The sequence below is a fragment of the Aeromicrobium sp. Leaf350 genome, from assembly GCF_916858655.1.
GTDB lineage: Bacteria > Actinomycetota > Actinomycetes > Propionibacteriales > Nocardioidaceae > Aeromicrobium.
In genome coordinates this window covers 163,634-184,725 of the sequence record NZ_CAKASL010000003.1, presented here as the reverse complement: position 1 = coordinate 184,725, position 21,092 = coordinate 163,634, and the positions used below count along the sequence as shown (strand labels likewise).

The following is a 21,092-nucleotide window of genomic DNA, read 5'->3' as shown; positions in this document are numbered from 1 at the left end:
CCGGGTGAACAGCGCGCCGAGCAGACGTGCGCGAGACGGAAACCATCCGTCGTGACTACGCCGGGGTGGTCACCGCAGGAGGTCGGCGTCGAGCGTCAGGACCTGTGCGGTCTTGTGGCCGAGGTCGACCACGGGGCCGCGCACCGCACCGACGCGCTCGGCGATCGCGATCGCGGGCGCGTTGCCGACGTCCGGGTCGAGCACGAGGCGCCGGACCGACCGGTCCGCGAGGACGGCCAGCGCACCGGCCGCGACGAGCTGCATCGTCCAACCGGGCCGGCGCTCGTCGCCGCCGGCGACGAAGAAGTGAATGCCCAGGTCGCCCGGCCGGTGGTCGAACAGCGCCGAGATCGGCTCGACCTCGGCGTCGACCCGATAGGTCTGCACGATCGCGGCCGGCTCGCCGTCGGCGCAGACGAACGACGCCGTGTGGGTGGGCTGCCGGTCGAGCCACGTGTAGACGTCGACGACCTCGTCGAGCGTGTACTCGCTCATCATCCAGAAGCTCCCGCGGTCCTCCGTGACCCAGGAGTGGATGAGCGGTGCGTCCGCGAGCGGCTCGATCGGCCGGACGCTCAGGGTGGGTGCTGGGGTCATCGGTCGGGCCCTTCGTCGGTCACGGGGAGGTCGATCAGGCGGCCCTGCGCCCAGGCGTCGAGCTGGTCGAGCGCGTGCTCGCTGTCGCTGCGGCCGCTGGCGCCGAGCGGGACGACCCACCCGCCGGCGGACCGGTCGGCGAGGTCCCAGACGTAGCGGGCCACGGGTCCGCGGAAGCAGAGGTCGCCGAGCGTCGGCGCCGCCGTGGTCGACAGGACGCAGTCGAAGTCGCCGGACAGCCCGACCGTTCGGGGCGGTGGATCGTCGGTCGCGGTGAGGGGCCAGAGCGTGTGCCGGCTCCCCCACGTCGGCGGCTCGGACTCCCCGACCACCTCGAGCGACGCCCGCGCGAGCTCGGCGAGGTCGACCCCGAGCGCACGCCCCTCGTCGGCGACGATCGCGTCGAGGCTCGTCATGACCCGCGTCGCGACGAGGAACCACGGCTCGAACAGCGGGCCGACGTGCGGCGTTCCGGAGAGCCCGCTCAGCACCTCCGCCTCGGCGATGCGGTGCACGAGCTCGGCCCGCCAGGCCGCGAACGCGCCGGCACCGGTGCTGTCGGCGTCCATGTGGCCGTCCCAGGCGGTGATGACGTCGCGCCACCGACCCGCGCCGGGGCTGAGCGAGGAGAGGTCGGCCACGAGCTTCTGCAGGCGACAGGCCGTCGGCAGGAAGGTGTCGGTCTGGATGCGGGCGCACGTGGCGGCGTCGATCGTCCCGGCCTCGTCGAGCAGCTCGGCGATGCGTCGGGCACGGTGCGGCGGGGCGAACTCGACCCCGAGCCAGGGGCCGGGACCGCGGCGCTCGTTGGCGGTCACGACGGTGGCCTCGGGTGCCACGTCGTGGCGCGGCATCGTCGCGACCCAGCCCGTCCACTCGTGACCTGCCTCCCACGCCGGGACGGGCCGCTGGCGGTTCGCCTCCGCCCGCACGGGCACGCGACCGATGGTGAGGTGGCGCACGGCACCGGTGGTGTCGGCGACCAGCACGTCGTTGACCGGCTCGACCCAGCCGGCGAACGCCGCCTCGACGTCGTCGACGGTGCGAGCCTGCAGCAGCGGGACCAGGGCCGAGAACCCGAGGTCGCGCAGGGCGAACGACGGGGTGCGCAACGAGTACGACCGCTCCCCCGGCCCGCCGTGCACGATCGGCCCGCTGCGCGTCACGACGATCTCGACGTCGACGGGCGCGCCGTCACGCACGAGCACCCGCGTGGTGGAGGTGTCGGCGTCGTACCAGCCGTCGGGGCCCTCGGCCATGACGCCCTCCCCCATGACACCGGCCTCGTCGCGACGCAGCCGCTCGACGTACAGGTCCTGGTAGTCGGCCATCGCGTTGGTGATGCCCCAGGCCACGTGTCCCGTGTGCGCGAAGTGCTGCACGCCGGGCACACCCGGGAACGTCAGTCCGACGACGTCGAAGCCGGGGCCCACGAGCCGCACCTGCTGGTAGACGCCCGGCGCCTCGATCAGACGATGGGGGTCACCGGCCACGAGCGGGAGGCCCGAGGCGGTACGAGCACCCCCGACGGCCCACGCGTTCGATCCGGACCAGACCGGACCCTCGAGGTCGAGCACGGCGACGGCCTCCTCGCCGGCCCGCGCTGCCAGGCTCTCGCGCCACCACTTCGTCGGGAAGGTCGCGAAGAGCACGTGCTGCACGAGGAAGACCGCCAGGGGCGTCCACGGCTGCCACTCCCCCGGGCGGGCGCCGAGGCGCTGCAGCTCCTCGGGCACGGGCGCGGTCGTGAGGCCGCCGTTGACTCCTGCGACGAACGCGTCGACGAAGGCTCGGCTCGGGGCGTCCAGCCCGCGGTAGGCGTGCTTCGCGACCTCCTCGAGCATCGACCTGCGCGCGAAGACGTCCCACGCGACGCCGGCCTCGCCGAGCAGCTCGGCCGTACGGCCCTCGCCGCGCAGGCGCTCGAGCTCGATCTGCCAGCCACGGTCACGCGCCACTGACCGGCCCTGCTCCCGCGCCACCTCCAGGAGCGAGGCGCCGCGGATGATCGGGACGCCATGAGCGTCGCGGTCGATCGTCACGTCCGACCCGGCGGCGCCAGCGGGTTCGCGAGCTCGCCGGCCATGATGAGCGAGGACGCCTGGTCGGCCAGGTCGACCATCTGCAGGGTGTTGCGCAGCTGCAGCCGGTTGAGGCAGGAGTGGGCGAACCGGGGCCGTTGCACGTCGAGGTCGGCCAGTCGCTCGGCGAGCTCCGGGTGGTCGGCCGCGTGGTCCTCGAGCACGGCGCGCGCCAGTCCCCAGAACTCGTCGTCGGACACCAGGCCGTCGTCCGCGCAGATCGCGGCGAGGAAGCGCAGGACGCCGTCGACGGCGTCGGTCAGGATCGAGAGCACCTGCAGGTCGGGCTCGACGTCGACCTGGATGCGGGCGATGTCCTCCGGCACGTCCACGCCGTCGAAGACGGCGACCTCCTCGCCGACGTCCTTCATCAGCACGCGCACGGGCACGTGGTCGCGGAGCACGAGGATGAGGTTCTCGCCGTGCGGCATGAACGCCAGCCGGTGCCGCGCAAGGCAGTGCACGAGCGGACGCAGGTAGGCCCGGAGGTACTGGGCGAGCCAGGCACGCGCCCCGATGCCCGACGCCTCGACCAGCGCGGCGACCATGCTGCGGCCGGCGGTGTCGCGGTGCAGGAGCGAGGCCATCGTGGCGGCCCGCTCCCCCTCGGCCAGGCGCGACGTCGCGCTCTCGCGCCAGAGCGCGGCGAACATCTTCTGGTGGGCGGAGGGCTGCGGCAGCCGCTGGTAGGCGCCGCCCGTGTAGCCGATGGCGGCGACCTCGCGGAGCACGTCGAACCCGCAGGCCTGCAGCTCCGGGTCGGTCCGCACGCGGTCGGCCACCCAGTCGTTGATGGCCGGCGTCGGACGCATGTACCGCGGCGAGAGCCCCCGCAGGAACCCCATGTTCTGGATCGAGAGCGCCGTCTTGACGTAGTGGCGGCCCGGGTCGGAGGCGTTGAGGAACGTGCGGATCGACTGCTGCGCGCGGTGGTCGTCGCGGCCCGGGCCGAGCGGCACGATGTCGCGGCGGGCGACGTCCGGGGCGAACGTGATGGCGAGCTTGTGCTGCCACTGCCACGGGTGCGCCGGCGCGAACAGGTAGTCGTCGGGGTCCTCGCCGAGGCCGCGGAGGAGCTCGCGCCACTCGGCCACCAGGTCGTCGTCGAGCTCGTGCGACCAGAGAAGCTCCTCGGTCCAACCCTCGCCGACCGAGAGGTGCGCGAGGCTGCGGCGCACCGCCGTCCACTGCAGGCGCACGGGAGCTCCCGCCTCCGGCGCGTAGGCGGCGAAGTCGTCCAGCGAGAAGCCGATGCGGCCGTTGTTGGCGATGAAGGCCGGGTGGCCCTCGGTCATCGCCGCCTCGATGGTCGGGAGGTCGGCGTGGACGAGGTCGTCGGCCGAGAGCCGGTGGTGGGCCCGCTTCCACGCCGCCGACTGCAGGGTCGAGGCGACCTCCTCGAGGTAGACGGGCAGCAGCGCGTCGGGGATGCCGAGGGCGTCGGCGAGGTCGACGACGGCCTCGAGGGCGTCGACCTCGGCCGGCTCGCCGTCGACCGTCCGGCGGATGCTGGCGGGGTCGACACTCCAGTGCTCGAGCTGGTGCACGCGGGCGACGAACGTGTAGCGGGCGCCTCCCTCGGCCTCCACGCTCCAGGTGTCGACGCGGTCGGGCACGGCGCTCGGGACGAGCACCCGCTCGTGCGTGAGCTCGGCCAGGATCTTCGCGACGAGGTGACGGTGGGCCGCCTCCATGTGCTCCGGCGTCAGGTGAGCCGCGGCCGGGTCGATCGTGGGCGCGAGGGTCTCAGACGGAGACATGGGCACCTCCCCGGACGGCACCGAGGCGGCTGTGGGCGAACGCCTCCCGGCTGCAGGTGCTGAGCATCGCGGTCTTGGTGGGCAGGTCGATCTCGCCCAGCTCGACGAAGCCCGCCGCCACGTTCTTGGCCCGGATCGCCTCGTTGCGGGCGTCGGGCTCGACCACGACGCGGGTCACGGGGGGATCGTCGAACAGCCGGTGCATCACGGCCGCGAACACGGCGTCGGTGAACCCCGGAACCGGTTCGGCGTCGTCCTCCCGGGGTGCGACGAGCACGTGCATGCCCACGTAGCCGTCGCTGTGCACCAGGTGGCCCGCGAGCTCGGAGTGGGCGGGGTCGTAGTGCTCCATCAGGAACGCCGGCCGGCCGTCGACCGTGCCCAGCAGCGCGTGGTGGTGGGGATCGGCGGCGATCCTCGCGTACTCCGCCCGCACGTCGTCCGGCGTCGCGTCCTGCATCTCCCAGTAGACCGAGCGCGGGTGCGTGACCCACGCGTGCAGCAGCTCGAGGTGCCGGTCGAGGTCGAGCGGCTCGAAGCCGATGTCGCCGACGCGGCTCATCGGGCGCTCTCCCTCAGACGCGCCCAGGACGGGGTCCCGAACTCCTGGACCGCGATGCGGGACTCGACCGGGTAGACCTCGCGGCCCAGCATCGAGGCGAGGATGACCGAGCTGCGGAAGGCGCCCATGCCGAGGTCGGGCGCGACGAAGCCGTGCGTGTGCTCCTCACCGTTCTGGACCCAGATCTCGCCCGGCTCGACGCCCACCTGGTAGTCGGCGGTGGCGTCGTAGCGGCCCCGCTCGTCCCAGCGGATGCGGTCGCGGACGCCGTCGAGGAACGCCGGCACGACGGAGCGGTAGCCCGTCGACAGCACGACCGCGCCGGCACCGGAGCCGAAGGCCTCGCCCGTCTCGGTGTGGCGCAGCCGCAGCGAGAACGCGTCGCTGTCCCAGGTGAGGTCGGTGAGCTCGGTGGCGGTCAGCAGCCGGGTGTCGGCCCGACCCTGGGCGCGCAGGCGGTAGAGCGTGTCGTAGATCGTGTCGACGAGGTCGCCGCTGATGCCCTTGTAGAGGCCGCGCTGCTCACGCAGCAGGGTCTCGCGGGTGACCTCCGGCAGGCCCTGGAAGTACGCCGTGTACTCCGGCGAGGTCATCTCGAGCGTGAGCTTGGTGTACTCCATCGGGAAGAAGCGGGGCGAGCGCGTGATCCAGGTGACCCGGGGGCCGCCGGACGTCAGCAGGTCGAGGTAGATCTCCGCGGCGCTCTGGCCGCTGCCGATGATCGTGACGTCCTCGTGCTCCAGCAGCGCAGCCTTGTGCTCGAGGTAGGCGGAGGAGTGCAGCGCCGGAGCCGCGCCGGCGACGTGCTCGGCGGCGACCTCGGGCACGTACGGAGTGGTGCCGGTGCCCAGCACGAGGCGGCGGGCGCGGTACGTCTGCGTCTCGCTGCCGACCCGGGCGCGCACGACGTACTCGTCGCCGTCGTGCGTGACCGACTCGACGTGACGACCGAAGTGCACCCCGTCGAGCTGGTCGGCGACCCACCGGCCGTACTCGACGAACTCCGAGCGCAGCGGGTAGAAGCTCTCGCGGATGTAGAAGGGGTAGAGGCGGCCGACCTGCTTGAGGAAGTTCAGGTACGAGAAGCGCGAGGTGGGGTCGGCCATCGTGACGAGGTCGGCCATGAACGGCACCTGCAGCGTGGCGTCCTCGAGCACCATTCCCGGGTGCCACTCGAACTGGTCGCGCGACTCCAGGAAGACCGCGTCGAGGTCGTCGAGCGGCTCGGCCAGCGCGGCGAGACCGAGGTTGAACGGCCCGACGCCGATGCCAAGGAGGTCGTGGGTGGCGTTCATCGGGCCACCTCGCTTCCGTCGAGGATGCGGTGTCCGGTCGTGCGCACCAGGTCCAGCAGGTCGCACAGGCCGCCGACCGTGGCGGTGGGGTTGAGGAGCGTGAGCTTGAGCCAGGTCTCGCCGTGGAACGTCGTGGAGGCGACGATGCCCTCGCCGCCCGCGAACAGCTCGCGCCGGATGCGGGTGTTCAGCGCGGAGGCCGCGTCGGGAGCCACCTCGACCGGCCGGAAGCGGAACACGACGGTCGAGAGGGTCGGCTGCATCGCGACCTCGAAGTCGGCCGCCCATTCCTCGTCGGTCAGCACCCAGAACAGCTCGCGGGCGAGGTCGATGGTCGTGTCGAACATGTCGCCGATCGCGTCGGCGCCGGTCATGCGCAACGTCATCCAGAGCTTCAGCGCGTCGAAGCGCCGCGTCGTCTGCATGCTCTTGTCGACCTGGTTCGGCAGCTGCGCCGCCTTCGGGTTGAGGTAGTCGGCGTGCCACGTGACGTGCCGCATCGTCTCGGCGTCGCGCACCAGGACGGCGCTGGAGCTGACCGGCTGGAACCAGGTCTTGTGGAAGTCGATCGTGACCGAGTCCGCGTGCTCGATGCCGGCCAGCAGGTGGCGCCGCCGGGTCGAGGCCAGGAGGCCGCCGCCGAATGCCGCGTCGACGTGCAGCCAGGTCTGGTGGGCCTTGCAGACATCGGCGATGCGGTCGACCGGGTCGATCGCCCCGAGGTCGGTCGTGCCGGCGGTCGCCACGACGGCCATCGGAATCAGCCCGTGGCCCTGCGCGTGCGCGATCGCCTCTGCCAGGGCGAACGGGTCCATGCGGTGCAGGTGGTCGGTCGGCACGAGGACCACGGCCTCCGCTCCGAGGCCCATGACGCTGGCCGCCTTCTGCACGCTGAAGTGGCTCTCGGCGGTCGCGAACACGCGCAGGCGCGCCAGGGTCTCCGAGAGCGGCGCAGTGGGGTCGTCCTCCTGGAGGCACGCCTGGCCCCGCGCGAGCAGCAGCGCCTGGAGGTTCGACTGCGTGCCGCCGCTGGTGAAGATGCCGTCGGACTCGGCGCCGAAGCCGATGCGACGGCAGGTCCAGTCGACCAGCTTGCGTTCGATCAGGGTGCCGCCGGCGCTCTGGTCCCAGGTGTCGAGCGAGGAGTTCACGCCGGAGACGAAGAGCTCGGCGAGCAGCGCGGGCACGGCGACGGGGCAGTTGAGGTGGGCCGCATACCGCGGGTCGTGGAAGTACACGGCGTCGTCGAGGTAGACCTCGCTGAGCTCGGCCAGCGCGGCGCCGGCGTCGAGCGTCGGGCCGTCGAGGTCGACCGGCCCGACCTTGGCGGCGGAGCCGGCCGGGGTGACGCCGGAGAAGGGGCGTTCGAGGCCCGCCAGGTGGCGCGCGAGGTGGTCGACACCGCGATGCAGGGTCGCGGCGTACTCGTCGATCGAGTCGATCGTGAGCAGGTGGTCCGAGGAGCGCACGCCTGGTCCTTTCGGGTCAGTTGGAAAGCCTTGCCTAACCTAGACCTTCCCCGCCTGCGTGCAAGGACGTGGGTCACACTGTGGACCGACGTAGGCTCGGGGCCGTGACGTTCGACGGATTCCCCGAGGCAGCGCTCGACTTCTACGACGACCTCGAGGGCGACAACACCAAGACGTTCTGGACCGAGAACCGTCACCGCTACGACGAGTTCGTCGCCGCGCCGGCCAAGGCGTTCATCGCGGCGATCGGCGACGAGTTCGGCCAGGCCAAGGCCTTCCGGCCGTACCGCGACGTGCGGTTCAGCAAGGACAAGACGCCGTACAAGACGCACCAGGGGATCTTCACCGCGATCGGTCCGGCGCTCGGGTACTACCTCCAGGTCAGCGCGCCCGGCATCGTGACCGGTGCCGGGTTCTACGACGCCTCCCCTGCGCGGGTCGCGAGCCTGCGCGACGCGATCGTGCACGACACGTTCGGCGCCGAGCTGGAGTCGATCGTGGAGGCGCTGGAGTCGGCCGGGTGGGAACGCGGCGGGCAGCGCCTCAAGACGTCGCCGCGCGGCTACGACGCCGAGCACCCCCGCATCGACCTGCTGCGCCACAAGACGCTCACGGTGCGCCGCGAGCGCGGCTTCGGCCCCGACGTCGTCGGCACCGCCGCGCTGCTCGACGTCGTGCGCGCCGACTGGCGCGAGACCCAGCCCCTCCTGGACTGGGTCGCCCTCCACGTCCGCGGCTGACCCCCGGGCGGTAGTGGGCGGGTCAGAGGTGGACGGAGCGGAGGCCGGCCTCGTCGTAGCGGCCGCCGGCAGCGACGCCGAGCGGGGCGGCGGCGTCGAGCGCCGCGAGGTCATCGGCGCTGAGCTCGACGTCAGCGGCGGCGACGTTCTCCTCCAGGTGCGTGCGCTTCTTCGACCCGGGGATCGTCACCACGCCGTCCTGGTGCAGCACCCACGCCAGCGCGAGCTGCGCCGGGGTGACGCCGAGCCGCTCACCGATCGAGCGCAGCTCGTCGACGACGGTCAGGTTCTGCGTCAGGTTCTCGGCGCTGAAGCGCGGGTTGTTGCGCCGGAAGTCGTCGGCGTCCAGCTCGTCGGCCGACGCGATCTTGCCGGTCAGGGCACCGCGCCCCAGCGGCGAGTACGCGACGAACGCGATGCCGAGCTCGCGGGTCGTGTCGAGCACGCCGTTGACCTCGGGGGCCCGCTCGAACAGCGAGTACTCGGTCTGCACCGCCGAGAGCGGATGCGTGGCGTGGGCTCGGCGGATCGTCTCGGGCGCCGCCTCGGAGATGCCGAGGTAGCGGATCTTGCCCGCGGCGACCTGCTCGGACAGCGCGCCGAACGTCTCCTCGATCGGGACGTTCGGGTCGACGCGGTGGACGTAGTACAGGTCGATCGTGTCGAGCCCGAGGTGCTGCAGCGAGCGGTCGAGCGCGGTGCGCATGTACTCCGGGCTGCCGTCGACCGGACCGCGCGTGCCGTCCTCGCGGATGCGCGACCCGAACTTGGTGGCGATCGCGAACTCGTCCTTGCGCGATCCGAGCGTGCGACCGATGAGCTGCTCGTTGATCCACGGCCCGTAGATCTCGGCCGTGTCGATCAGCGTGACGCCCAGGTCGAGCGCCCGGTGCAGCGTCGCCGCCGACTCCTCGTCGTCACGGCCGCCGTAGAACGCCGACATGCCCATCGCGCCGAGCCCCTCGACCGACGCCTCGAGCCCCTGACTTCCCCATGCTGTGGTCTTCATGCCTCCAGCATGCTCCGGGCGGCCCAACCGCGTCAGCGGCGCAGGAGGTAGAGGTCCATCACCCAGCCGGCGTCGGCCTTGGCGTCCGCGCGCGCGGACTCGATCGCCGGGAGCACGTCGGCCACGCGGCCCGACACGAGACGCTCGGAGGCGGCCCCGAGGTTGGCGCCCCACGAGATCGTCCAGTTCTCCAGCCCATCGAGCTCGAGGCGACCGGTCAGGAAGACGAGCACGTTGTCGGCGCCGGCGTCGACGGCCTCGCGCAGGCGCCGGGCGGTGGTGACCGTGATCGGCTGGCCGACCTCGTGCAGCACGATGCGGTGCCGGGCGGCCAGCAGCTGCAGCGCCGAGATGCCGGGGAGGACATCCCACTCGAAGGCAAGATTGCCCCGCGCCAGCACCCGCTCGACCACCCGGATCGTCGAGTCGTAGAACGCCGGGTCGCCCCACACCAGCAGCACCCCCGCACCCAGATTTGCTCCCAGTTGTGCGGAATCAACAGCGCGGAACTGCACATCTCGGCGCAAATCTGGGTCGGTCCAGGCGGTGGTGAGGGCGGACTCCCAGGCGGCGGCGCGGGCCTCGTGCCAGTCGGAGACGACGCCCTCGTAGGCCGTCGTGGACGAGGTCGACGAGGCCGACCGGTCGCGCTCGGGGTCGACGACCTCGATCACGCAGAGGTCGGGGGCGTAGCGGTCGAGGATCGCGCGGCGGGCCGCCGCCAACGGGTCGTCCTCACGCTTGACCGTCACGAGGGCGAACGACGCCGCCTGCAGCGCCTCGACGGCCTCGACCGTCAGGTGCGCGGGATCGCCCAGGCCGATGCCGACCAGCCTCAGCACATCGTGCCGCCCAGGGCCCGGCACCTGTGCTCGATCCTGCCGCCCAGGGCCCGGCGCTCCTGCCGGGCCGGCCGGGTCAGCCACGGTCCTCCAGGTCGCCCTCGATCTCGAGGTAGACCGCGTGCATCGCCGCGACGACCTCGGCATCGGGCTCGGCCCACAGCCCGCGGTCGGCCGCCTCGTCGAGCCGCTCCACGATGCCGCGCAGCGCCCACGGGTTCGACTTCCGCATGAACTCCTGCGTCTCGGCGTCGAGCACGTACTCCTTCGCGAGCGACTCGTACATCCAGTCGTGCACGACCCCGGCGGTGGCGTCGAAGCCGAACAGGTAGTCGACCGTGGCCGCCAGCTCGAACGCACCCTTGTAGCCGTGGCGCCGCATCGCGCCGATCCAGCGCGGGTTCACGACGCGCGAGCGGAAGACGCGGTTGGTCTCCTCCTGCAGCGTGCGCGTGCGCACCGCGTCGGGCGAGGTCGAGTCGCCGACGTACGCCTTCGGGTCCGAGCCCGTCAGCGCGCGCACGGTGGCCACCATGCCGCCGTGGTACTGGAAGTAGTCGTCGGAGTCGGCGATGTCGTGCTCACGGGTGTCGATGTTCTTGGCCGCGACCTTGATGCGCTTGTACGACGTGCGCATGTCGTCGGCGGCCGGCACTCCCGAGAGGTCGCGACCGTAGGCGAAGCCGCCCCACGCCGTGTAGACCTCGGCCAGGTCGGCGTCGTCGCGCCACGTGCCGGACTCGATCACCTGCAGCACGCCCGCGCCGTACGACCCGGGAGCCGAGCCGAAGATGCGGGTCCGCGCGCGACGCTCGTCGCCGTGCTCGGCCAGGTCGGCCTGCGTGTGGGCCCGCACGAAGTTCTGCTCGGCCGGCTCGTCCAGCCCCGCCACGAGCTCGACCGCGTCGTCGAGCATCGCGACGACGTGCGGGAACGCGTCGCGGAAGAAGCCCGAGATGCGCACCGTGACGTCGATGCGGGGGCGGCCGAGCTCCTCGAGCGAGACGACCTCGAGGTCGCCGACGCGGCGCGACGCCTCGTCCCAGATCGGTCGCACGCCGAGCAGCGCGAGCACCTCGGCGATGTCGTCGCCGCTCGTGCGCATCGCGGACGTGCCCCACACCGAGAGGCCGACCGACGCCGGGTACTCACCGGTCTCCTCGAGGTAGCGCTGCAGCAGCGAGTCGGCCATGGCCTGGCCCGTGCCCCACGCGAGCCGCGACGGCACGGCCCGCGGGTCGACCGTGTAGAAGTTGCGGCCCGTGGGCAGCACGTTGACGAGACCGCGCAGCGGCGAGCCGGACGGACCGGCCGGGATGAAGCCGCCGTCGAGCGCGTGCAGGATCGCGTCGAGCTCGTTCGCCGTGCCGTCGAGGCGCGGCACGACCTGGGTCGCGGCGAACGCGAGCACCTTCTGCACGCCCGGGTCGTCGTGCAGGCCGGCGACGGCGTCGGCTCGCCAGCCCGAGGCGGCCAGCGCCTCGACGAGCGAGCGCGCCTGGGCCTCGATCGAGTCGACGACGGTCGTGGCCTCCCCGTCCTTGAGCCCGAGCGCAGCGCGGAGCCCGGAGACGGCTCCCGACTCGCCGCCCCACACCTGGGCGGCACGCAGGATCGCCAGCACGAGGTCGACCTGCACCGAGCCCTCCGGCGCCTGGCCGAGCACGTGGAGGCCGTCGCGGATCTGCACGTCCTTGATCTCGCACAGCCAGCCGTCGACGTGCATGATGAAGTCGTCGAACGACTCGTCGTCCGGCTGCTCCTCGAGGCCGAGGTCGCGGTGCATCTCGGCCGAACGCATCAGCGTCCAGATCTCGCCGCGGATGGCCGGCAGCTTGGCCGGGTCCATCGCGGCGATGTTGCCGTACTCGTCGAGCAGCTGCTCGAGGCGCGCGATGTCGCCGTACGACTCGGCCCGCGCCATCGGCGGGATGAGGTGGTCGACGATGACCGCGTGCGCGCGGCGCTTGGCCTGCGCGCCCTCGCCCGGGTCGTTGACCAGGAACGGGTAGATCAGGGGCAGGTCCGCGATGGCCGCGTCGGTCGCGCACGAGGCGGACAGTGCGGCGTTCTTGCCGGGCAGCCACTCCATCGAGCCGTGCTTGCCCAGGTGCACGACGGCGTGCGCGCCGAAGCCGCCGCGGTCGGGCTGGGCGCGCAGCCAGCGGTACGCCGCGAGGTAGTGGTGCGAGGGCGCCATGTCGGGGTCGTGGTAGATCGCGACGGGGTTCTCGCCGAAGCCGCGGGGCGGCTGGATCAGCAGCACCACGTTGCCGGCCTGCAGCGTCGCGAGCACGACGTGGCCGTCGGCGTTGACGAACAGCGTGCCGGGCGCGGCGCCCCAGGCCTCGACGATCTCGTCCTTGAGGTCCTGCGGGAGGTCGGCGGTCCACTCCTCGTACTGCTCGGGCGTGATGCGCACGTGCGAGTCGGTGAGCTGCGCGCTGGTCAGCCACTCCTCGTCCTGGCCGCCCGCGTCGATCAGCGTGTGGATGAGCGCGTCACCGGCCTCGGTGTCGTCGTCCATCGCGATGATGCGCAGCACCTCGTTGTCCTCGCCGAGGTCGTAGCCCGCCTCGACCATGCGACGCAGCAGCCGGACGGTCGAGACCGGGGTGTCCAGGCCCACGGCGTTGCCGACGCGGCTGTGCTTCGTGGGGTAGGCCGAGAGCATCAGCGCGATGCGGCGCTCGCTCGCGGGCACGTGGCCGAGGCGCGCGTGGTGCACCGCGATGCGGGCCACGCGGTCGCAGCGCTCGGCGTCCGCGACGTAGCGCGGCAGGCCGTCCTCGTCGATCTCCTTGAACGAGAACGGGGCCGTGATGATGCGACCGTCGAACTCGGGGATCGCGATCTGGTTCGCCGAGTCGAGCGGGGTGACGCCGTCGTCGTTGGCGAGCCACTCCTCGCGGCTCGAGGTCAGGCACAGGCCCTGCAGGATCGGGATGTCGAGGGCGGCCATGCGCGCGACGTCCCACGCCTCGTCGTCGCCGCCGGCCGAGGCCGAGGCCGGCGTCGAGCCGCCCGCGGCGAGCACCGTGACCACGAGCGCATCGAGGGTGCCGAGCGCCGCGTAGAGGTCGTCGGACGCCGAGCGCAGCGAGCTGGAGAAGACCGGCAGGCCGACGGCCTCGCCCGTGGCGTCGATCGCGTCGGCGAGCGCGTGGGCGAAGTCCTCGTTGCCGGCGGTGTGGTGGGCGCGGTAGAACAGCACGCCGATGCGTGGGAGCCCCGCGGTGTCGGCGGACGCGGCGTCGGGCCGGTCGAGCCAGCCCCACGTCGGCACCTGCTGCGGCGGCTCGAAGCCCTCGCCGGTCAGCAGCACCGTGTCGGAGGCGAACGCGTGCAGCTGGGTGAGGTTCGAGGGCCCACCCTCGACGAGGTAGCGGTGCGCCTCGGCCGCGACGCCGACCGGGACCGTCGACATCTCCATGAGCTCGGCGTTGGGCGTGAGCTCGCCGCCCAGCACGATCATCGGCTTGCCCGTCGCCCGGATGCGGTCGAAGCCGGCGCACAGGTCCTGCGGCGAGCCGAGCACCCGGCAGATCACGAGGTCGGACGCCTCGATGGCCTCGGCCATCGACTGGTGGCCCTCGACCTGCCGGGACGGGTTGGCCCACAGGTAGTCGGCACCACTGGCGCGGGCCGAGAGCAGGTCGGTGTCGGACGTGGACAGCAGCGCGATGCGGGTCATGACGTGCTCCTCCGGGGTTCTCGCCCCATGGATGACGGAGTTCGGTGGTCAGTGTCTGGCTGCCCGGCCCCCTCGATCTGGCACCGGGTCACAGTGGCGGAACCGCCCCGGACTCTCACCGGGTTCCTGCACCACACGAACGGTGCGCCCAGGGTATCCGTGCCGCCGGCCGGCTCGACGTTCACGGGTCGACGAGCAGGTGGGGCTCGCCGGTCTCCGGGTGCAGGACGCGGACGACCCTCACCCCGAAGACCCGGTGCACGAGCTCGGCGGTCAGCACCTCGTCCGCGCTGCCGGCCGCGGCGATGCCGCCGCCGTGCACCACGACGACCCGGTCGAAGTAGCGGGCCGCGAGACCGAGGTCGTGGATCGCCGCGACGACCGTGAGCCCGAGGTCCTGCACCGTGCGGAGCAGCTCGTGCTGGTGACGGAGGTCGAGGTGGTTGGTCGGTTCGTCGAGCACCAGCAGCGGCGCCTCCTGGGCCAGCGCACGCGCCACGAGCACGCGTCGCAGCTCGCCACCGGAGAGCCGGTCGACGGCACGATCGGCGAAGTCGCGCAGGCCCAGCCGGTCGAGGGCCGCGAGCGCGTGATCGCCCGAGTCCGTCGACCACGGCGAGCGGTGCGGCACCCGGCCGAGCGACACGAGCTCGCGCACCAGCAGGTCCGCGGGCGGCACCTCCTGCTGCGAGACGACCGCGATCGCCCGGGCCCGTTCACGCGCCGGCATCGTCGACAGCGGACGCCCGTCCAGCAGCACCGACCCGGCGTGCGGGGCGTCGATCGCGGCCAGCACCCGCAGCAGCGTGGACTTGCCGGCCCCGTTGGGGCCCACGATCGCGACGCGCTCGCCCGTCGCGACGGCCAGGTCGACGTCCGCGAGGATCGTCGTCCGGCCACGACGGCACTCGACCGCCCTCGCCTCGAGGTGCGCGCTCACGACTCGCCTCCGAACCGGTAGCGGCGTCGGCCCAGCAGCACGAGGAACACGGGTGCCCCGACCACGCCCGTCACGACGCTCAGCGGGATGTCCTGGGGCGAGGCGAGCGTGCGTGCCGCGACGTCGACCCACACCAGGAAGATCGCGCCCGTCAGCGCCGCGACCGGCACCATGCGGCCGTGCAGCGGGCCCACCAGGAGGCGAGCCACGTGCGGCACGATCAGGCCGACGAATCCGATGCCGCCGGCCACCGCGACGAGCACGCCGACGAGCAGCGCCTGCAGCACGAACAGCACCACCCGGAGCCGGGCCACCGGCACGCCGAGCGCCGCGGCGACGTCCGGACCGGCCAGCAGCGCGTCGAGCCAGCCGCGCATGAGCAGCAGCACGACGGTCGTCACGGCCACCGCGACCACCGGCAGCGGGAGCTGCTCCCACGAGGCACGGGCCAGGCTGCCGAGCAGCCAGAACAGCACGCTCTGCGCGGCTTGCGGCTCCTCGCTGCGGAACACCAGGTAGCTCGCGACGGCCGAGAAGGCCGAGGCCAGCACGGTGCCCGTGAGCACGAGACGCAGCGGCGTCAGACCGCCCTGGCCCATCGCGATGCCGAAGACCGTGGCCGCCGCGACGACCGCACCGATCATGGCGCCGACCGACAGCGCCCAGGTGCCGGCCGAGGCGAAGACCCCCAGCGTGATGACGGCCGTGGCGCCGACGCTGGCACCCGACGACACGCCCAGCAGGTAGGGGTCGGCCAGGGGATTGCGCACGAGCGTCTGCACGACCGTGCCCGCCACCGCCAGACCGGCCCCGACGATCGCGGCCAGCAGCACGCGCGGCGCCCGGATGTTCCAGATGATCGTGTCGGACGTCGCCTCGCTCGGCACGCCCTGGAGCCGTGCCCGCCAGACCTCGACGACCTCCGACCACGGGATGCTCGTCGCACCCAGGGCCGTCGCGGCGGGCAGGCTCACGAGCAGTGCCACGACGCCGATCACGGTCAGGAGCGTGAGCGGGGCGCGTCGGGTGTCAGCCGCCGACATGAGCACCCACCGGGATCCGGGGCGCAGGGGCGCGTTCGGCCTCCGCCTCGCTCCACCGCCGGTCGTTCTCGGCCGGCTCCAGGTCGGGGCAGGCGGTGCAGGCCCGGTGCTCCGGCGCCAACCGGATGAGGCAGCAGGTCGAGCGTCGGTAGCGGAGCGGGAGGTCGGGGCGGGCCTGCCAGTCGAGAGGCACCTCGGGCCATGGCCAGGCGGGCGCGTCCAGGCAGGCCCGAGCGGCCTCGAGCACGGCCTCGCCCTGCTGCGGGCCCGCGGCGTCGTGGGCCCGTCGCCAGGCACTCGCCACGGCGCTCCCGACGTTGCCCCAGGCCACGCGCGGCGTCAGTCGGGAGACCGTGCGGGACGCCTCCACCAGGGGAGAGAGGTGGCGGACAAGGTCGGCGGCGAGGTCCTCGGGGGTCGACGGACCGGCGTCCGCACCGAAGGCGCCGACGGCCAGTCCGACCGTGCGGCCGGAGCGCAGCCGTACCCGCAGCGGCACCTCGGCGAGCGGCACCCCGTGCCCGGCCGCGACCCAACGTCCGACGGAGAGGGTCGCGACACGCCAGGCGTAGCCCTGCAGCGCGCACGAGCCACCCACCACGACGCTGCGCGACCCGAGGTCGTCGGCGTACGCGCGGGCCACGGCCGGCCAGGCCTCCGGCGCGGCCAGGTCGCTGGCGAGCCGCCAGCCCGGCCCCCTGCCCGCCTCGCCGTGACGGACCAGGTACTGGTCCGGGTCCGTCGCGGCGAGGTCGAGCAGGACGACGTCGGTCGTCACGACAGGTCGAGCGTGCCCGCGATGTCGGTCTCGGGCAGCAGCCCGAGCTCCTCCAGGCCCGCCCGCAGCTGCTCGGCGGCCTCGATGTTGGGGTATCCGCTCGTGAACAGCACCAGCGGGAGCACGATGATGCGGTCCTCGCGGACGGCCTCGGTGTCCTTGAGAGCCGCCTGGTTGCGGATCGTGGCCAGCTTCTCCTCGACCTCGTTCGGGTTGTCGCTGCGGTAGTCCATCACCACGATGACGTCGGGCTCGCGCGTGGCGACCGACTCCCAGGAGGCGCGGAACCACGTCGTGTCCTCCTCGGCGAACACGTTCTCGGCACCGGCGGCCTCGATGATGCCCTGCGGTGGGCCGTTGCGGCCCGACGTGTAGACGTCGGTCGTGGCGCTGTCGAACAGCAGGACCTGCGGCGGGGTGTCGCCCTGCGGGGCGTCCTCGAGGGCCGCGAGCCGCTCGTCGAACTCCGCCAGGGCGGTCTCGGCCTCGTCGACGTTCCCGGTCAGCTCGCCGTAGTTGACGATGTCGGCGCGCACGGCGTCCCACGGGCTCATCGTGCCGAGCTTCGAGGCGGGATCGGCCGGGTCCTGACGGCAGCTGTCGGAGATCACGTACGTCGGCACGCCCTGGTCGGCGGCGGCCTCGCGGGTCACGCCGGACGAGCCCGAGAACAGGCCGCTGTACGAGCCGATCAGCAGGTCGGGGTCGGCGCCCACGACCGACTCGAGCGAGATGGGGCTCTTGAGGCGCGGCACGTCGGTGACGTCGACGTCGTAGAGCTCGTTGAGGATCGGGTCGTTGCCGACCGAGAGCGACATCGCGGCGATCTGGTCGAGCGCGCCGACGCGGAGCAGGGTGCCGATGTTGGCGGAGTTGCTGGTGGCCACGATGCGCTCGGCCGTGGCGTCGTACGACGTCTCCTCGCCGCAGTTCTCGACCGAGACCGGACCCGCGGTGTCGTCGGTCTCGGACTCGGCGGCACCGCCGCAGGCGGCGAGCAGGAGCAGCGCCCCGGTGGTCACGACGGCCGCGGCGCGGTGGAGGCGCAGGCGGGTCCGGGGCGTGCGGGCAGGGTTCGACAAGGCCATGAGGCAGTCCGTTCACTCGAGGCTCGTACGCGGAGCCTTGGGGGGTGGGTCCGGGGCGGATGCCCCGCTGCCAGCAGGTCTTCGGACTTGGGATCACCCGACCGGAACGCCTTCCCAGGACTCCCGAAGGAGGCCCAGTGGCTCCGCGTCTTGCGACGCGGTGTCCCGCTCGTCACCCTTACCGCTGCGCGTCAGTCCCGGACTCTCACCGGGTTCCCTTGCGCTGGCGATCGCACCGTAGCAGCACCAGCCGACGGGCCTCAGCCGCTGTGAGCGAGCACACAGTCGCCGCAGTACCCGCCGCCGGGGATGCGGTAGTAGAGGCAGCACGACCGCCGCACGAAGGGTGGTCCGACGTCGGCCGTGCCGGTCAGCAGCGGGTGCTCCAGCAGCTCCCGCAGCAGCCGTCCGGCCTCGCGCGAGAGGTCCGGATCCGCCTGCGCGGCCATCCTCGCGGCGCCGTGGACGGCCGAGACGGCGTTGCCCCAGCCGATCTTCGTGGACACGCCGTGCTCGTCGTCGAGACGCCGCACGAGCGGCGCGACCGCCTGGCCGAGCACGGCTCCGACGTCGGGCCGCACCCAGGCGTCAGCGGCCAGGCGGAGCGGCCCGCCGTCGACGGGCTGCCAGTGCAGACCGTCCACCCCCGGGGCGTCGACGCCGAGCAGCGCGGCCCCGATCACGGGCGAGAGGAGGCGCGCGAAGACCCCGAGCGAGGCGGTCGACGCCGCGACGCGCTCCTCCACCTCGACCCGGGCGGGGGTGCCGGGCTCCGAGCGGCGGACGACGCCGGCCCGCGACGACAGGGCCTCACCGGTCCAGGCGACGCGCTCGGCCAGCCCGTCGCCCTCGAGCAGGTCGGCCAACGGGCGCAGGGCCGGATCGGCGACCGACGTCTCCACCACGAAGAACGGCCCGAGGTCGCCCAGCGTCGTCGCACCCATGCCGCAGAACCTAACGCCCCACCCCGTCGGGTAGGTTGCGATCGCCAGCGTGGGGGAACCCGGTGAGAGTCCGGGACTGACGCGCAGCGGTGAGGGTCCAGCACCCGAGTCCGAGTACCTGCCTGGCTCGTCGCGGCGATCGTCGCGGCGCGTCCCCGGGTCTCGCGCTACGGACCCTCGATGTGAAGGAACGCCATGCGTCCCCGTCTGCCTGTCTGCCTCCTGTCCGCCGCCCTGGTGCTCTCGGCCTGCGCCTCGTCCGACGACGGCGAATCCGGCCCCGTCGCCGAGGGCTACCCCGTCACCGTCGAGACCTGTCACGGCGACGTGACGCAGGCCGACCGCCCCGAGCGGATCGTCTCGCTCAACCAGGGCACCACCGAGATCCTGCTGTCGCTCGGCCTCGCGGACCGCGTGGTCGGCGCCGCCGGCTGGACCGACCCGATCCTGCCGACCCTCGAGGACGAGAACGCCGAGGTCGAACGGCTCGCGGACCAGGCGCCGTCGCTCGAGGTCGTGCTCGACACCGAGCCCGACCTCGTGACGTCGTCGTTCACGGGGACCCTCGGTGAGGGCGGCGTCGCGACGGCCGGTCAGCTCTGGGACGACTACGAGCTGCCCGCGTACCTGTCGGCCGCCGAGTGCGGCAAGCTCGAGGAGGGCAACACCGACGGGGCCCGCGAGGGCACGCTCGAGATGGACGACATCTACACCGAGATCCGGCAGCTCGCCGAGCTGACCGACACGGTCGACGAGGGCGAGCGGCTCGTCGCCGATCTCGAGGCGCGCATGGCGGCGGCCAGCGCCGCGAAGATCGGTGAGGGCGTCTCGGTCATGTACTGGTTCGCGAACAGCGAGTCGCCCTACATGGCCGGTTGCTGTGGCGGCCCCGGCATCGTCTCGCGCGCGCTCGGCCTCGAGAACACGTTCGTCGAGCAGGACGACGAGTGGCCGCAGATCAACTGGGAGGTCGTCGCCGCCGAGGACCCCGACGTGCTGGTGATCGGTGACCTGACCCGAAAGAGCCAGACCGCCGAGACCGCGGCGGCCAAGATCGCCTTCCTGGAGTCCAACCCGGTCACCAGCCAGATGACCGCGGTCAAGGAGAAGCGCTACATCTACCTGGCGGGCGCCGAGCTCAACCCGTCGATCCGCACGGTCGACGCGGTCGAGAAGGTCGCGCAGGGGCTGCGCGACCTCGGGCTCGCGAGCTGAGGATGACCCGGCTGGGCACGCTCGGCACCGCCGCGCTGCTGCCGGTCGCCCTCGTGGTGCTGGCCGTGTCGATCGCGGTCGGCACCACGATCGGGCCGTCGGACCTCGGTCCGAGCGACGCCTTCGCGGTGTTCCTGGAGCGGATCGGCGGGCCAGACTCGGGCCTGTCCGGCGTGCGCGAGGGGATCATCTGGGACCTCCGGCTCCCGCGCGCCGTGCTCGCCGCGGTGTGCGGCGCAGGCCTGGCCCTGTGCGGGGTCGTGCTGCAGTCGCTGCTCCGCAACCCGCTGGCCGACCCGTTCGTGCTGGGCGTCTCCTCCGGCGCCTCGACGGGTGCCGTGCTGGTGGTCGTCACCGGGCTGGGCGCGGGCGCGATCGGCCTGGCGACCGGCGCGTTCCTCGGGTCGATGCTGGCGTTCGGGCTGGTGCTGCTGCTGGGCTTCGTCACGGGTGGCACGACCGACCGGATGATCCTCGCGGGCGTCGCCGCCACCCAGCTGTTCTCGGCCCTGACGTCGTTCATCGTCTACACCGCCGCCGATGCCGAGCAGACGCGCGGTGTGCTGTTCTGGCTGCTCGGGTCGCTGAGCACGGCCTCGTGGTCCGACGTCGTGGTGTGCGGCTCGGTCGTGCTCCTGGGCGTCGCGGTCTGCTGGGCCACGGCCGGCACGCTCGACGCCTTCACCTTCGGCCAGGACGCGGCGGCCTCGCTGGGCGTCTCGGTCGCGAAGGTCCGCTTGATGCTGCTGATCATGACGGCGCTGATGACCGCCGTGATCGTCTCGACGTCCGGGGCGATCGGGTTCGTCGGCCTCGTGCTGCCCCACGCCGCCCGCGCGATCGTGGGCGTCCGGCACCGCCTGCTCGTGCCGACGGCCACGGTGCTCGGTGCGATCTTCCTCGTGTGGGTCGAGATCGGCTCGCGCGTCGTCATCGCCCCGCAGGAGCTGCCCGTCGGCGTCGCCACCGCACTCGTGGGCGTGCCGGCGTTCGTGCTGATCCTGCTCCGCCAGCGGCGGAGGCAGTCGTGAGAGG

General features: G+C 72.7%; 17 protein-coding genes and 3 riboswitches. Of the genes, 3 read left to right on the top strand and 14 right to left on the bottom strand.

Annotation, left to right across the window (positions count from 1 at the left end):
- Nucleotides 1–69 precede the first annotated feature (69 nt).
- Genes LO931_RS14505 through LO931_RS14480 form a run of 6 tightly spaced genes read right to left on the bottom strand, consistent with a single transcriptional unit; the run spans nucleotide 70 to nucleotide 7,764 of the window.
- Nucleotides 70–597: a GNAT family N-acetyltransferase gene (locus LO931_RS14505; protein WP_229054531.1), complete on the bottom strand. Its 528-nt coding sequence runs from the start codon at nucleotides 595–597 to the stop codon at nucleotides 70–72.
- Nucleotides 594–2,639 carry a penicillin acylase family protein gene (locus LO931_RS14500; protein ID WP_229054529.1) on the bottom strand — a complete coding sequence of 682 codons (2,046 nt, stop codon included), beginning with the start codon at nucleotides 2,637–2,639 and terminating at the stop codon, nucleotides 594–596. Before LO931_RS14500 ends, LO931_RS14505 begins: the two co-directional genes overlap by 4 nt.
- A complete protein-coding gene (locus tag LO931_RS14495; RefSeq protein ID WP_229054527.1) occupies nucleotides 2,636–4,438 on the bottom strand; it encodes an IucA/IucC family siderophore biosynthesis protein in 1,803 nt (600 codons plus the stop codon). Before LO931_RS14495 ends, LO931_RS14500 begins: the two co-directional genes overlap by 4 nt.
- Nucleotides 4,425–5,000, bottom strand: coding sequence for a GNAT family N-acetyltransferase (locus LO931_RS14490; RefSeq protein WP_229054525.1), 576 nt, complete (start codon nucleotides 4,998–5,000; stop codon nucleotides 4,425–4,427). The genes LO931_RS14495 and LO931_RS14490 overlap by 14 nt, the downstream gene beginning before the upstream one ends.
- Nucleotides 4,997–6,295 carry a lysine N(6)-hydroxylase/L-ornithine N(5)-oxygenase family protein gene (locus tag LO931_RS14485; RefSeq protein ID WP_229054523.1) on the bottom strand — a complete coding sequence of 433 codons (1,299 nt, stop codon included), beginning with the start codon at nucleotides 6,293–6,295 and terminating at the stop codon, nucleotides 4,997–4,999. The genes LO931_RS14490 and LO931_RS14485 overlap by 4 nt, the downstream gene beginning before the upstream one ends.
- The gene (locus tag LO931_RS14480; protein WP_229054521.1) at nucleotides 6,292–7,764 is read right to left on the bottom strand and encodes an aspartate aminotransferase family protein; all 1,473 of its coding nucleotides are present in this window, start codon (nucleotides 7,762–7,764) and stop codon (nucleotides 6,292–6,294) included. The genes LO931_RS14485 and LO931_RS14480 overlap by 4 nt, the downstream gene beginning before the upstream one ends.
- 104 nt (nucleotides 7,765–7,868) lie before the next feature.
- Between LO931_RS14480 and LO931_RS14475 the strand changes: the two genes are divergently transcribed.
- A complete protein-coding gene (locus tag LO931_RS14475) occupies nucleotides 7,869–8,504 on the top strand; it encodes a DUF2461 domain-containing protein (protein WP_229054519.1) in 636 nt (211 codons plus the stop codon).
- A gap of 22 nt (nucleotides 8,505–8,526) precedes the next feature.
- On the opposite strand, the gene LO931_RS14470 is transcribed toward LO931_RS14475, so the two are convergent.
- The 8 genes from LO931_RS14470 to LO931_RS14435 all read right to left on the bottom strand — a co-directional run bounded on the left by LO931_RS14470 (nucleotide 8,527) and on the right by LO931_RS14435 (nucleotide 18,842).
- Entirely contained in the window at nucleotides 8,527–9,513 is a 987-nt protein-coding gene (locus LO931_RS14470) for an aldo/keto reductase (RefSeq protein ID WP_229054517.1), read from the bottom strand.
- Nucleotides 9,514–9,545: 32 nt separating this feature from the next.
- Nucleotides 9,546–10,355, bottom strand: coding sequence for a precorrin 6A synthase (locus tag LO931_RS14465; RefSeq protein WP_229054514.1), 810 nt, complete (start codon nucleotides 10,353–10,355; stop codon nucleotides 9,546–9,548).
- A 76-nt stretch (nucleotides 10,356–10,431) separates the two neighbouring features.
- On the bottom strand, nucleotides 10,432–14,049 hold the full coding sequence (gene cobN / locus LO931_RS14460) for a cobaltochelatase subunit CobN (protein WP_229054512.1): 3,618 nt from the start codon (nucleotides 14,047–14,049) through the stop codon (nucleotides 10,432–10,434).
- 28 nt (nucleotides 14,050–14,077) lie between these two features.
- A riboswitch (cobalamin riboswitch) is annotated at nucleotides 14,078–14,231 on the bottom strand.
- Nucleotides 14,231–14,989: an ABC transporter ATP-binding protein gene (locus LO931_RS14455; RefSeq protein WP_229054511.1), complete on the bottom strand. Its 759-nt coding sequence runs from the start codon at nucleotides 14,987–14,989 to the stop codon at nucleotides 14,231–14,233. (Overlaps the previous riboswitch by 1 nt.)
- Nucleotides 14,986–16,032, bottom strand: coding sequence for an iron ABC transporter permease (locus tag LO931_RS14450; RefSeq protein WP_229054509.1), 1,047 nt, complete (start codon nucleotides 16,030–16,032; stop codon nucleotides 14,986–14,988). Before LO931_RS14450 ends, LO931_RS14455 begins: the two co-directional genes overlap by 4 nt.
- Entirely contained in the window at nucleotides 16,019–16,810 is a 792-nt protein-coding gene (locus LO931_RS14445; RefSeq protein ID WP_229054507.1) for a hypothetical protein, read from the bottom strand. The genes LO931_RS14450 and LO931_RS14445 overlap by 14 nt, the downstream gene beginning before the upstream one ends.
- A complete protein-coding gene (locus LO931_RS14440; protein WP_229054506.1) occupies nucleotides 16,807–17,898 on the bottom strand; it encodes an ABC transporter substrate-binding protein in 1,092 nt (363 codons plus the stop codon). The genes LO931_RS14445 and LO931_RS14440 overlap by 4 nt, the downstream gene beginning before the upstream one ends.
- Before the next feature lie 54 nt (nucleotides 17,899–17,952).
- Nucleotides 17,953–18,153: riboswitch (cobalamin riboswitch) on the bottom strand.
- A gap of 5 nt (nucleotides 18,154–18,158) precedes the next feature.
- The gene (locus LO931_RS14435; RefSeq protein WP_229054505.1) at nucleotides 18,159–18,842 is read right to left on the bottom strand and encodes a (2Fe-2S)-binding protein; all 684 of its coding nucleotides are present in this window, start codon (nucleotides 18,840–18,842) and stop codon (nucleotides 18,159–18,161) included.
- 15 nt (nucleotides 18,843–18,857) lie between these two features.
- Nucleotides 18,858–18,983: riboswitch (cobalamin riboswitch) on the top strand.
- A 54-nt stretch (nucleotides 18,984–19,037) separates the two neighbouring features.
- On the opposite strand from LO931_RS14435, the gene LO931_RS14430 reads away from it, so the two are divergent.
- Both LO931_RS14430 and LO931_RS14425 read left to right on the top strand, forming a co-directional pair.
- On the top strand, nucleotides 19,038–20,057 hold the full coding sequence (locus LO931_RS14430) for an ABC transporter substrate-binding protein (protein WP_229054503.1): 1,020 nt from the start codon (nucleotides 19,038–19,040) through the stop codon (nucleotides 20,055–20,057).
- A gap of 2 nt (nucleotides 20,058–20,059) precedes the next feature.
- Entirely contained in the window at nucleotides 20,060–21,088 is a 1,029-nt protein-coding gene (locus tag LO931_RS14425) for an iron ABC transporter permease (protein ID WP_229054501.1), read from the top strand.
- Nucleotides 21,089–21,092: the final 4 nt, after the last annotated feature.

Excerpts from the sequence above, each read along its gene's own strand:
- LO931_RS14485 (WP_229054523.1), bottom strand. The coding sequence starts at position 6,295 with ATGAACGCCACCCACGACCTCCTTGGCATCGGCGTCGGGCCGTTCAAC.
- LO931_RS14430 (WP_229054503.1), top strand. The coding sequence starts at position 19,038 with ATGCGTCCCCGTCTGCCTGTCTGCCTCCTGTCCGCCGCCCTGGTGCTC.
- cobN (WP_229054512.1), bottom strand. The coding sequence starts at position 14,049 with ATGACCCGCATCGCGCTGCTGTCCACGTCCGACACCGACCTGCTCTCG.
- LO931_RS14495 (WP_229054527.1), bottom strand. The coding sequence starts at position 4,438 with ATGTCTCCGTCTGAGACCCTCGCGCCCACGATCGACCCGGCCGCGGCT.
- LO931_RS14505 (WP_229054531.1), bottom strand. The coding sequence starts at position 597 with ATGACCCCAGCACCCACCCTGAGCGTCCGGCCGATCGAGCCGCTCGCG.
- LO931_RS14425 (WP_229054501.1), top strand. The coding sequence starts at position 20,060 with ATGACCCGGCTGGGCACGCTCGGCACCGCCGCGCTGCTGCCGGTCGCC.
- LO931_RS14450 (WP_229054509.1), bottom strand. The coding sequence starts at position 16,032 with ATGTCGGCGGCTGACACCCGACGCGCCCCGCTCACGCTCCTGACCGTG.
- LO931_RS14490 (WP_229054525.1), bottom strand. The coding sequence starts at position 5,000 with ATGAGCCGCGTCGGCGACATCGGCTTCGAGCCGCTCGACCTCGACCGG.
- LO931_RS14470 (WP_229054517.1), bottom strand. The coding sequence starts at position 9,513 with ATGAAGACCACAGCATGGGGAAGTCAGGGGCTCGAGGCGTCGGTCGAG.
- LO931_RS14435 (WP_229054505.1), bottom strand. The coding sequence starts at position 18,842 with ATGGGTGCGACGACGCTGGGCGACCTCGGGCCGTTCTTCGTGGTGGAG.
- LO931_RS14440 (WP_229054506.1), bottom strand. The coding sequence starts at position 17,898 with ATGGCCTTGTCGAACCCTGCCCGCACGCCCCGGACCCGCCTGCGCCTC.